Source organism: Siminovitchia thermophila (assembly GCF_016909185.1).
GTDB lineage: Bacteria > Bacillota > Bacilli > Bacillales > Bacillaceae_C > Siminovitchia > Siminovitchia thermophila.
In genome coordinates this window covers 1-11,892 of the sequence record NZ_JAFBFH010000057.1, presented here as the reverse complement: position 1 = coordinate 11,892, position 11,892 = coordinate 1, and the positions used below count along the sequence as shown (strand labels likewise).

At 42.9% G+C, this 11,892-nt stretch carries 9 protein-coding genes and 1 riboswitch; of the genes, 3 read left to right on the top strand and 6 right to left on the bottom strand.

Annotation, left to right across the window (positions count from 1 at the left end; genetic code table 11):
• Positions 1-501: 501 nt before the first annotated feature.
• Positions 502-2,283, bottom strand: a complete 1,782-nt coding sequence (locus JOC94_RS22000; RefSeq protein WP_077111610.1) for a sulfate adenylyltransferase — start codon at positions 2,281-2,283, stop codon at positions 502-504.
• Between the two features lie 425 nt (positions 2,284-2,708).
• A complete protein-coding gene (locus JOC94_RS21995) occupies positions 2,709-4,145 on the bottom strand; it encodes a S41 family peptidase (RefSeq protein WP_077111611.1) in 1,437 nt (478 codons plus the stop codon).
• A 164-nt stretch (positions 4,146-4,309) separates the two neighbouring features.
• Between JOC94_RS21995 and JOC94_RS21990 the strand changes: the two genes are divergently transcribed.
• The 3 genes from JOC94_RS21990 (at position 4,310) to JOC94_RS21980 (ending at position 7,254) form a co-directional block, all read left to right on the top strand.
• On the top strand, positions 4,310-5,137 hold the full coding sequence (locus tag JOC94_RS21990; protein ID WP_077111612.1) for a MotA/TolQ/ExbB proton channel family protein: 828 nt from the start codon (positions 4,310-4,312) through the stop codon (positions 5,135-5,137).
• A complete protein-coding gene (locus tag JOC94_RS21985) occupies positions 5,118-5,840 on the top strand; it encodes an OmpA family protein (protein WP_077111613.1) in 723 nt (240 codons plus the stop codon). Before JOC94_RS21990 ends, JOC94_RS21985 begins: the two co-directional genes overlap by 20 nt.
• Before the next feature lie 640 nt (positions 5,841-6,480).
• The gene (locus JOC94_RS21980; RefSeq protein ID WP_077111614.1) at positions 6,481-7,254 is read left to right on the top strand and encodes a DUF3891 family protein; all 774 of its coding nucleotides are present in this window, start codon (positions 6,481-6,483) and stop codon (positions 7,252-7,254) included.
• Between the two features lie 41 nt (positions 7,255-7,295).
• On the opposite strand, the gene JOC94_RS21975 is transcribed toward JOC94_RS21980, so the two are convergent.
• The 4 genes from JOC94_RS21975 to cls form a co-directional block, all read right to left on the bottom strand.
• Complete coding sequence (locus JOC94_RS21975; RefSeq protein WP_077111615.1) at positions 7,296-8,600, bottom strand: O-acetylhomoserine aminocarboxypropyltransferase/cysteine synthase family protein; 1,305 nt, start codon at positions 8,598-8,600, stop codon at positions 7,296-7,298.
• A gap of 148 nt (positions 8,601-8,748) precedes the next feature.
• Positions 8,749-8,859: riboswitch (SAM riboswitch) on the bottom strand.
• Between the two features lie 102 nt (positions 8,860-8,961).
• A complete protein-coding gene (locus JOC94_RS21970) occupies positions 8,962-9,555 on the bottom strand; it encodes a peroxiredoxin family protein (protein ID WP_077111616.1) in 594 nt (197 codons plus the stop codon).
• Positions 9,548-10,165, bottom strand: coding sequence for a hypothetical protein (locus JOC94_RS21965; RefSeq protein ID WP_077111617.1), 618 nt, complete (start codon positions 10,163-10,165; stop codon positions 9,548-9,550). The genes JOC94_RS21970 and JOC94_RS21965 overlap by 8 nt, the downstream gene beginning before the upstream one ends.
• Positions 10,166-10,195: 30 nt before the next feature.
• Complete coding sequence (cls, locus tag JOC94_RS21960; protein ID WP_077111650.1) at positions 10,196-11,638, bottom strand: cardiolipin synthase; 1,443 nt, start codon at positions 11,636-11,638, stop codon at positions 10,196-10,198.
• Positions 11,639-11,892: the final 254 nt, after the last annotated feature.

The window sequence follows — 11,892 nt, the reverse complement described above, 5'->3', positions numbered from 1 at the left end:
ATAACGTCTTCCATTTTCTTTAGTCATATAGACACCTCAGCATTGTTATTTATTTTTATTATAACAATCTGTGTCCACTTTTTAGTCTAGCATCAGTTAGATTATCCAATAAGCAAGTCGGTAATGGACTCATACAATTAACTTTTTTAAAGCTTACCTCATTCTTGAAGAAACAAATGGTAAGTCTGTTGTCGATCACTGATCAAAAAGTTGACAGAAATGGTACATACTTATGACCGTAATCAATTGTTTCCTAACAATTACATTTCATTTTTTTAGTTTGATTTACATGGGTTAAATACATGTCTTTAAAGTAAAAGCATTGATTTAATCCATTTTTAAAATTTACTCTTGATAAGATCCTGCCCCCCAATTGTTGGTCACAATTCTAATAATGTGAGGCCCGGCTCGCCTAGCGTATGGGTTTCATTTTCACAATAAAAAGAAGACCGCATTCATCACTGAATGGGTCATCTGCATCGGGGAACTTGCGGAATTCTTTTATGATTCGTCAGCAACTAAATCAGGCTTCGGGTCACTGGGACTTTCCATCTCCTCCTCGGGCTCATCGCTTCCGCGGTAGCGCTCGTATGGAAGCGGATTCCAAACACGGTATTCCAATTCACTAACATGGATGGCAGCCGGGACTTCATGAAGAATTTTTTCCGCTACATCCAATTCTTTCTGTGATTCCTCTTTATCCTGATACAAAAATTCATCGGAAGCGACTTCCGGTGCCTGCTGTACTTTTTCTTTTAAGTCTTCCACAACCATTTGCTGCTGTACTCGCATAGCATCACGGGCATCTGTAATCCATTCCCGCTGAATATCGCGGTTGACATCACCGGCATAAGTATATTCTTCATAGACTTCACGGTAAATGCGGTCTGCATTTAAGCGGACATCCATGATTGCCGCTTCGAGATCACGTGTAGTCAACTCTTCCGGAGTTAATTTCTCAAGGCGCGGGGTACCGCCCAGGCGGTTTGCTTCCAAGTAAAACGGGAACATGCTCTTGATCGTCTTACCAACAGGCGAGATCGAGTTTTTCGTTTTATCAACGCCTTTAGGCTGAACTCCCTGCATGGCGATCCGGCTTGATTCGGGACGCACAATTTCTTTTGGCGGCATGATGCCATGGCGGAGCATTTCCCGGATCCCCGTACCCGAAATTTTCAGCCGGAAACGTTCATCATGGGAACAGGTCTTCTCAGTAGCATGGTTCGCACAGCGTGTGCAATAGAAGACTTCATGATAAAGGCGGACGTCAATCCCCAACTCTTTAGGGTCAAACTCATCAAAGATCGTGTGGCTGGCATATTTATCATAGTAATCGCCCACTCCGGCATGATCCCGCCCGATCAGAGCATGGGTACATCCGAAGTTTTTCATAATCAATGCATGGAGGACCGTTTCACGGGGGCCCGCGAATATATATGTCACTCTTAACGGAGCAAGCGAAACTCTTTCTTTAGGATAATACGCATCTAGTACACTTCGATAAGCGAGCATACGGAACTCATTTCTCGTATATTCCCGCTTGGCCATTTCAACGAGTGGCTGGACAAGCAAGCCCTCAATCGTTTCCAAGGCATTCTTATGGATATATTCATGACCGCGATGAAGTGGATTGGCTCCGGTAATGAATCCAGCGACTGAACGCAGTTTTTTCTCCTCGTAAAAGATCCGCCATGTATCTTTCGGTTCCAAACGCAGTTTTTCGAATGGCCCCCAGTTCACACGGCGGAGCAGTGTAATCGGCCCGCCCAATGATACATCTCCCATGCGGCGGTAAATCGAGTCTACCCCAGGATGATCGCGATCTGTTGTACCAAAGAGATGAAATGCTCTTTCCTCTTTGTTGTAGTCAAATATATCTTCAATTTTCAGAATTGCAACCGGATCCTTTGTTTCATCAGCAAGCGCGACTTCATCACCAATGGAAAGCGTTTGCACGATTTCCTTATTGCGGTTGCCTATTGGTGCAAAGCTAAGCGGAACCGGCCAAACCGTACCATTGGCAAGCCTTCCTTTTTTGAGCACGGATTTATAGTCGGCTTCATTCATAAAACCTTCGTTTGGGGACAGCACTCCCGTCGCAATCATCTCCAGCGTAATGACTGCCTCCAAATCGACCATAATCGTAGGGAGCTTCCTGGCTCTGATCATTGCCTCTTCCTGTTCCTTGCCTGTTAACACTCTGTTAATCAGTTTCCCTCCGTGGGGTTGTTGTGGATAACCCGCAAATTCAGCTTGCTCTTGTACTGCCGTTTCTTGATCCATACCTTTCCTTCCTCCTTGTTCATCTGATGACTTACTTGTCCATTTGCGTGTCTTCCCGGAAACAAGACGAAGCAAAGCGCGCCCAATGACGAATGGACCATGACTTCTGAAAGCGGAACCATTATTTTGCTCAAGTAACTATATGGCGCATTGTTTCAACGCGTTTACTTGAAACAAAAATGTTTCTGCCGGGGCCCCCACCTCATATCAATGGTTCCGGAATTTTGTCCTGGAAGACCTCTTTCCCCTTATCCCAACGGCGCATGTAACCGCTTTTATACCTATAAAAAAGTAATACCCTTATGGGTTTACCTCTGTAAGGGAAAATGAAAATGGTTTTATATTAAATTCTGAATTTATTATATTATTTCTTTCGATAAAAAACAAGATGATTGGCCCAAATGACAGATTTTTTGACTGAATGGTTATTTGAGCGCTTTTAATGACACTTGCAGCTGCAAATCGTTGCGTTCGTCTTCTATTCGTTTCATAATTGCCGCTTCGAGCCGAGCTGCTGTTTTAGGATCAACTTTTCCCGTCACCGGAATTTTTTCGACAGATTGGAAAGCCTTGACCGCCCGCTCGGTTTGACCGTCGAAATAGCCGTCTGTTCTCCCTGGCCCATAACCAAGACCTGCTAACAATTGCTGGGCGATTTTCACTTCCTCGCTGTTCATATCCCGTACCAATTGCTTTTCAACGTTGAGGGAGTGGGCATAATAATATTCCGGCTGTGTCACTTCAATCGTTGGCTCAATTCCCTTGTCGTGAATCCAATTTCCCTCAGGGGTCAGCCATTTAAACATAGTGAGCTTGACATTGCTTCCATCTTCAAGTGGAATAGCCTGCTGAACTGTGCCCTTGCCAAAAGTCCGGACTCCCACAAGGTGATAACCTTCCACTTCGTTTAACGCTCCGGCAAGTATTTCAGAAGCAGAAGCACTCCCTTCATCAATTAGCACGGTTATCGGATAAGGCTTTCTTTGTTTAAGGTTCGAAAAATACGGACTCTTGTTGCCGTTCCGCTCTTCGATTTGAATATACGGCTTTTTATCGGTAACTAACTGTTGTAGAATCTCCTCCACACTTGAAAGCATGCCGCCAGGATTGCCGCGTACGTCAATTACCAGTCCCTTAATCTTTTTTTCTTCCAACTTTGCAAGTTCTTTTCTGAAATCACGCGCGGTCCCCTCTGAAAATGATGTAATTTCCAAATAGCCTATTTTTTTCCCGTCGCTCTCTTTTATTTCCGAGAACACTGTCAGAATAGGCACTTCTTCTCTCGTAATCTCTACTTGAAAAGGTTTGCTTGCCCCTTTACGGATGATGTCGAGCGTCACAACCGTCCCCTTTTCCCCGCGAATCTTGTTCGTTGCTTCATATAAATCGAGTCCTTCAATTGATTCGCCATTAATTTTTATAATCTGGTCCCGTGGTTTTAATCCGACTTTTTCTGCCGGCGTGTTTTTTATCGGCGCTACAATAACGAGTTTGCCATTTTCAATCGTTACTTGAGCCCCAATCCCTTCAAAAGATGAATCTAAGTGCTCGTTAAATTGCTCTGCCGTCTCCTTGTCCATATAAACGGAATAGGGGTCCTTCAACGTCCCGATCATCCCTTGGATAGCTCCCTGTACCAGCTGTTCGCTCTCCACTTTTTCCACATACGCCTCTTGAATAAGCCGATATACTTGCTCCACCTTCTCAAGGTGAGCCGATATCATGGATATGTCATTTTCTCCCTTTGTTTCCGGCGGTCGTTCTTGCTCCCGCGAGTCCATCCATTTGATTCCCGTATAAGTTCCGCCAACTCCAACAAAAAAAGAGAAAGCGGCGATGATTGCCAGCCATCTTTTCTTCATCTTCTTCCCCCTTGCCCATTTCCAATAGTACAGCACCATCTTTTCTACACATCCTATGCACGGTATGGACAAGTTATGATGAATATGGCGGCTAAATATAACCTTTCCTTGTCCGATAATAGTCGTAGGATGATATTAGTTATTTGGAAGGCTGGTGATTCTTTATGCTCAGAAAAGATGTTTTAACTCCACTAGGCATTATCATAGGAATTGCGGTTATTTTTTTGGCTATTTATATCGCCGGAGGATATGACGCATTTCTGACGTTTATTAGCTTATCTTCATTTGTGATCGTCTTCGGCGGACTAATTGCCTCCCTGTTTGTCGGTTTTGGTGTTTCAGAAGTGAAAAATATGTTCAACGTCCTGCATACAAGTTTTAGGAGAAAAGAAGTGCCCATTCAACAATTCATTCATACACTCGTCCGTTTAGCGAGAACTTCTAAAATGGACGGCATGATTGGAGGGCTTGAAAAAGAAAGAGAAAAAACCAGTGATCCTTTTATTCAGAAAGGACTCCGTCTTGTCATTGATGGGTATGAAGAAGATATGATCAGAAAAGTAATGGAGATGGATATTCTTGCGATGCGAAAACGACACGCGCGCGGAAGAAAAATCATTACAAAAGCCGGCGAGCTCTCGCCCGCATGGGGAATGATTGGAACAATTGTCGGCCTGGTTCTCATGCTCCAGCAATTGAATAATCCGGATGAACTAGGACCGGCCATTGCGGTTGCTTTAATTACAACCTTTTACGGAGTACTCCTGGCCAACCTTGTGTTTATTCCAATTGCCAATAAGTTGGAACTGTTAACGGAAGAAGAGGTCTTTTTAAAAGAAGTGATCATTGAGGCATTGGTCAGCATCCGTAATGAAGAGGGACCGGCCATTTTGAAGGACAAGCTGCAAATGTACTTAATAGAAAGCGCCGAAGGTACCGCACTGCTGGATAAGCTCGAGGGAGACAGGACATATGAACAAAAAGAGATTTAAGGGAACAAAAACGAATCAGGCATGGCTTGTTACCTTTGCGGATTTATCATTAGTCATCCTTATCCTTTTTGTTTTACTGTATTCTTACTCGGATACAAATGCTGAAAAATTTAAATCTGTTACCGACTCATTCCAAAATCACAACAATTTAAAACAAGATTCTGGCGGAGAGGCCCCGGGAGAGGGAGGCACGACTGTTCCCAACGAATATGAAGAACAATTGGCCGAAATGATTAAGCAAGAAAAGCGCATTGAGGAAATTTTGGAATATGTAGGCAAGTATGCTTCTGAGCACGGCCTGGAAAACGAAATGACGGTTACGCCGACAGATAAAGGCATTGAAGTCGTTTTACCGGAGGTCATGCTTTTTCCATCAGGAAAAGCTGATTTAATAAATGAAGCGAAATTGTTCTTAGATAACATGGCTCCCATGCTATCAGAAATCTCGAATATGATCGAAATCGAAGGACATACAGACAACCGCCCCATTTCAACAGAGCGGTTTCCTTCCAACTGGGATTTATCAACAGCTAGAGCCAATCAAGTAGTCCGTTATTTGATAGAAGAGCACGGACTTTCCCCTGAACGGCTTAGAACTGTCGGGTATGGGGAATATCGTCCCATTGCCTCCAATCAAACAGATAAAGGGAGAAGTCAAAACCGCCGCGTCGTACTTATTATCACTAATGAAGGAAATGAATAAGCTCATGAAAATGACGGGGCTGGGACATAAGCAAATACGAAATAGCAAAAACCGAACAATTCATTTATAATTGTTCGGTTTATTTGTGTTAAAAAAATTCCTATCATCGCTACGTCAACATATTTCGCTTTCCGCAGGTCTCTTCAGCTTCCTCGGAAAGCAAAGGTCGCTTTCCTGCGGGATCTTCAGCTCGAGCTATTCCCGCAGGAGTCTACATATTTTGACTACGCTAAAAGCTTGCGTATTATACACTGAGACAATTTATCCCGCATGTAAGGTGCCATATACACCACTTCAAGACCTGAGTTGATACAAAAGGTCTAAGTGGGAGGAAACGGCACCTAAATGCCCGATTCGTTCAACTAACATTCAGTAGGAGATGGAAGAAAAATCCTACTGAATGAAGTTTCACTTTATTGTCCGTTTTTTCATCAGCTGATTTAGTTGTGTCCCAGCCTTGTTTTTTACCAGCGGTAGTAATAGGAAAGCTCAAACTAGGTGAACGTATTATCGAAATCCAGCCGCTTCTTGTCACAGTGGAAGGAATATCCATGCATCCTTCATGCCGTTGCGACACACCTGTTTACGGGGACGAAAAAATGTTACCATATAAAGAATGATCATATGAAGGAGGCGCCTCATGATCGTCAGAGACCGCTTGAATGAATTTGTCATGATCGAACAAGACCATCATGCCCGCATATCAGGTGAAATTTTTTCCTATTGGCAGCCTGAATACTTCAAAGGTGTAAAATGGAAAAAGTCGGTTCTGCACGCTGTCGCCAATCATGATTGCGGTTGGAAAATGATTGACCAACAGCCTTTTTGGAACGACAAAAAAAGGGCTCCGTACACGTTTATGGATTTTCCCCCACCTGCCAAAACACTTATATATAGCAGCGGGATAAATGAAGTAGGAAGCTGCGATCCATACGCAGCACTCTTATGCAGTGAACATTATGTGCGTTTTCAACAGCATGATGAAACCCCCGAAGCGAAACAATTTGTTACATCCGAAAAGGCCAGGCAGCATAGGCTGATGACATCCATTACCGAATTTAAGCAGTCGTTGTTCGATTTCCACTATGGACTTCTCCAGCTTTGTGACAATTTATCTTTGTATATTTGTCTCAATGAACCCGGTGTAAACAAAGAAAAAGAATTTCCATTTTTCCGCAAAGGCATTCCCCTGCCGCATACACTTCATGTTTTTTCTAAGGGAGTACTGCATGCACGCTGGCTGGATAGCCATACAATCGGCTTGGATGAATTCCCTTTGAAACAGCCGATTACCGTCAGCTTGAAACAAAAAACAGTTTCCAAAGAAAAGATTTCCAAGCAAGGACTCATCGAAAGCTATTTGGCTACTCCATATGAAACGGTTGGTATTCGGCTAGTGCCTACAGAAAAATAAGGCTGTAAACGCTCGTGACGTTCACAGCCTTATGCAGCATTTTAATTGGATTGCTTTACAGCTTCAACTGCTTTTTCAATCGCTTGCCCCAAGTCGGCTGTAATGTCTTCTACAGCTTCCAATCCAATGGCAAGGCGGATTAATTCTTCCGTTACGCCTGTATCTTTTAATTCTTCGGCGCTTAACTGCTGGTGAGTAGTTGACGCGGGATGAATGATGAGTGATTTTGCATCTCCGACATTTGCCACATGAGACCAAAGCTTAACATTATCAATCGTATTTCTCCCAGCTACCCTTCCGCCTTTAATGCCAAAATTGACGACAGCGCCAGGGCCTTTTGGCAAGTATTTTTGAGCGAGCTCGTAAGATGGGTGGCTTTCAAGACCCGGATAGGAAACCCATTCAACTGCATCATGGTTTTGTAAAAATTCAGCGACTGCTTTGGCATTTTCAACATGTCTTTGAACACGAACGTGCAATGTTTCAAGTCCTTGCAGGAAAATAAAGGCATTGTCCGGGCTTAGGCAAGGTCCAAAATCACGAAGCAATTGCACACGAAGCTTAACGGCAAATGCGGCCTCCGGCAAATCAATTCCGTAGCGGATGCCGTGATAGCTTCTGTCCGGCTTGATAAAATCCGGGAATTTTTCGTTATTCCAATCGAACTTGCCGGCATCGACGACAACTCCTCCGATCGCTGTTCCGTGTCCACCGATCCATTTTGTGGCTGAATGAACAACGATATCCGCTCCCCACTCGATCGGCCTTAATAAGTATGGTGTGGCAAACGTGCTGTCCACGATCAATGGAATTCGATGGTCATGGGCCACTTTGGCAACCGCTTCTATATCAAGTACGTGAAGACTCGGATTTCCGATCACCTCCGCAAAAATGGCTTTCGTTTTTGGCGTGAGCGCTTTACGGAAGTTTTCTGGATCTTTTGGATCGACAAATTTTACATGGATGCCATATTTCGGAAGAGTGGTTGAAAACAGGTTATATGTTCCACCATATAGATCGGTCGCCGCTACTATTTCATCTCCGGCTCCGGCAATATTCAAGATGGAAAACGCGATAGCCGCCGCACCAGAAGAAAGAGCAACAGCAGCTGTGCCTCCCTCTAATTCCGCTACTCTTTTTTCAAATACATCCACGGTCGGGTTCATGATTCTTGTATAAATGTTGCCCGGCTCTTCCAAAGCAAACAATTTTTGGGCATGTTCCGTGTTTTTAAAAACATAAGAAGTTGTTCTGTACACGGGAACTGCACGAGATCCTGTTTCATCTGGCTCCTGTCCCCCATGAAGCAATACTGTTTCCGGCTGATAATTTTTTCCTTGTGTCATTTTTTGACACCCTCCTTAAAATGATTTTAAAGCCATCGGAATAATAAGATTTATGGCGATTAAACGTCTCAATCTTGAGAAAAGGGGGGATTTTGTAAATCAAAAAGCCCCCTTCCGAATAAGAAGAGGGCTGGTTTATCTTTTCCTCCCCTTATCTTCCAAGCCATAATCATGACCTGTAGGAATTAGCACCTTTTCAGAAAAACTGAAGGTTGCCGGGCATCGCAGGGCCTATTCCCTCCGCCGCTCTTGATAAGAGTAATGCTGAAATCATTTAGTTTTTATGTGGTTGTTTTAACTCTTGCATGTAAGTATATACTACCGCTCTATCGCCTGTCAAACATTTTTCAAAAATAAAACATTAATTCATTTCTGAAACAAGGCGTTCCATCATTTCTTGATCCATCGGGCCAATGATTTTTTTGCGGATAATCCCATTTGTATCAATCATATAGGTCGTTGGAATGGTGATCGTCTGATATGTGTTCCCGACATCTCCCTCTTCATCCAAAAGGATCGGAAAAGTTAATTTGTATTCGTTTTTGAATTCTTCCACTTTTGAACGTTTATTGGATACTCGCTCAGCATATGTCAAGTTGACCGCGATAATTTCCACGTTTTGGCTGTTCGCCTTCGTTTCATAATATTGTTGCATGTGAGGCATTTCAGCTTTGCAAGGGGGACACCAAGTAGCCCAAAAATTTAAAATGACTTTCTTTCCCTTGTAATCTGAAAGTCTCTTTTTTTCCCCATTCAATGACGACAGCTCAAAATCTGGAGGTACTTCCCCTTCTTTTAAACCTTCTTTCGCAAAAGTCTTTTCTGCTGCTTGAGAGTTGAATTGCTCTTGAGCCGACTTGATTTCGTTGTTCTCACGTATATCCTTGATGATATTCACAACCACAATCCCCAGCAATAAGCCAATCAGTGCCAGTCCAAATATTCTCTTACTCATCGGCTCTCTTCCTTTCTGTAAGGATGGTTGCGGCTAAAGCGCCACAAGCCGCCACGTACGTTGCCATCGGAGCAGATAGCATGTCCCCCTTAAAAGAATAGATGAAAGCTTGGAAACATGTAAATAAGATGAGGAGTTGCAACTGCCAAATGGTTTGTCCCGCTTTTTTCCTTGTCCATAAGAAAAACAGGATCGCTCCCAATATATGGATGGACCCCATTAGTATATGCCGCGCATTCAACAGATAGAACGCAAGTTCATACACAAGGACCGAAAACATCCATGCCTCAACAAGCAGGCTACTGTTTAGCCTGTTTTGCAGCACTTTTACACACAGATAAATAAATGCCCCGGCCATGCCTAATGCATAGCCTTTCCAGCCACCATTAAAATATAGGATCATCAGCGGATTCTTGATCACAGTTGAAAATTGCAAAAGGATGACGCTTAGCTTCCATATAAGAAAAAATATAAAAAAGGCATTGCCCATATCGTCTGCCACTGCTTTTTTTCTTTGAATGACAAAGTAAAGAGATGTAAGCAAAAACGCTGCGCCAATGGCTGCCCAAGAAGCAGGAAAAGAGAGAGGGCCGATCGTATACCACTTCAAAACAATTACCCCATTTTTCTTTCAGAAATATTAAAGAACTGGTGACAATAAACGGGAAACCGACTCTTTGAATCGTATAAAAAGCGGCCTTTCTAAATATTCTTTGTAGGTGAGCTCCCGTGACAGTTCGACATCCTTTTTAAAAATATCAACGAGTTTTTCAACAACTGCGTCATCATATAAAAAAGCGTTCACTTCAAAATTGAGGCGGAAACTGCGTACATCGATATTGGCCGTTCCCACAGTGGCAATTTTACCATCCGCAATTAATGTTTTTGCATGAATAAAGCCATTTTCATAAATATATACTTTTGCGCCCGTTTTTAACAGTTCTCCTACATTGGAATACGTCGCCCAATACACAAATGGATGGTCAGGCTTGTTGGGAATCATCAGTCTTACATCTACGCCAGACAATACAGCAATTTTTAATGCGTCCAATACACTCGTATCTGGGATAAAATAGGGAGTTTGTATATAAATATAATCTTTGGCAGAGTTGATCATTTTGATATATCCATATTTAATCTGCTCCCATTCGGAATCCGGACCGCTTGAAACAATTTGGACATCCGTATCCCCAATAGAATTTATCTCGGGGAACAGTCTGTCTTCATAACTGATTTTGTTGGAAGATGCTTGGTTCCAATCCAGAACAAAACGTGTTTGCATGGCAAACACAGCCTTCCCAAAAATCCGCAAATGAGTGTCCCGCCAGTAGCCAAACTTTTGATTTAACCCCAAATATTCATCTCCGATGTTAAAACCGCCTATATAGCCAACCTTTCCATCAATGATTGCCAACTTCCTATGATTACGATAATTCACCTGCAAGTTAAGATGGGGGATAATCGCAGGGAAAAAAGCACTCACTTTTCCGCCGGCTTCAATCAGCGGACGAAAAAACTTCCTCGGGAGCCGCCTTGAACCCATGGCGTCATAAAGAACACGTACCTCCACACCTTCTTTTGCTTTCGACACTAACAAGGATAAAAGCTTATTCCCCAGATCATCGCTGCGCATAATATAGTATACGAGATGAACATGGTCCTTGGCAGATCTTATATCATTCATTAACGCCTCAAACTTTTCATTGCCATCCGTAAAAATATCGACATGATTATCTTGTGTCAGCACCGCGCTGTCGTTTACAAGCAGCATATAAATCAAGTCTTTATACTGAGCCGCTTTATTGCCATGAAATGGAAAGTCCCCGGAGCGAAGCAACTGAATTTGATTCTCCGTTATTTCCATAATCCCAATTTTATTCTGATCTTTCCAATCAAATATTTTTTTTCGGCTTAAATTTTGCCCAAAAATCAAATATAGGACAAAGCCGACAACCGGTATAAAAAACAATACCAAAAGCCACGCCCACGTTGCCCCCGCATCCCTTCTTTCGAGAAAAACAACAAAGCCTGCGAGCACAATATTTAAGATAAGAAAAATACTAATGATGCCTGTAGTAACCATTGCCCACGTCATAGTTTCGCCCCTCGCATCTTTCATTTAGATACATCGAACAAACTGAATTTATTTTACCACATTATTTCCTTCTCCACATATAATTGACGGCCTCGATGCGCTTAACATTGGTGGTAGCCACGTTTAAATGGAGCTTTTGCTTTATATGCGGGTATTTTGCTTTATACGCGGGTATTTTGCTTTATACGCGGGTATTTTGCTTTATACGCGGGTATTTTGCTTTATACGCGGGTATTTTGCTT

Coding starts and splice junctions, on each gene's coding strand:
- JOC94_RS22000 (WP_077111610.1), bottom strand. CDS start 2,283: ATGGATCAAGAAACGGCAGTACAAGAGCAAGCTGAATTTGCGGGTTAT.
- JOC94_RS21995 (WP_077111611.1), bottom strand. CDS start 4,145: ATGAAGAAAAGATGGCTGGCAATCATCGCCGCTTTCTCTTTTTTTGTT.
- JOC94_RS21990 (WP_077111612.1), top strand. CDS start 4,310: ATGCTCAGAAAAGATGTTTTAACTCCACTAGGCATTATCATAGGAATT.
- JOC94_RS21985 (WP_077111613.1), top strand. CDS start 5,118: ATGAACAAAAAGAGATTTAAGGGAACAAAAACGAATCAGGCATGGCTT.
- JOC94_RS21980 (WP_077111614.1), top strand. CDS start 6,481: ATGATCGTCAGAGACCGCTTGAATGAATTTGTCATGATCGAACAAGAC.
- JOC94_RS21975 (WP_077111615.1), bottom strand. CDS start 8,600: ATGACACAAGGAAAAAATTATCAGCCGGAAACAGTATTGCTTCATGGG.
- JOC94_RS21970 (WP_077111616.1), bottom strand. CDS start 9,555: ATGAGTAAGAGAATATTTGGACTGGCACTGATTGGCTTATTGCTGGGG.
- cls (WP_077111650.1), bottom strand. CDS start 11,638: ATGGTTACTACAGGCATCATTAGTATTTTTCTTATCTTAAATATTGTG.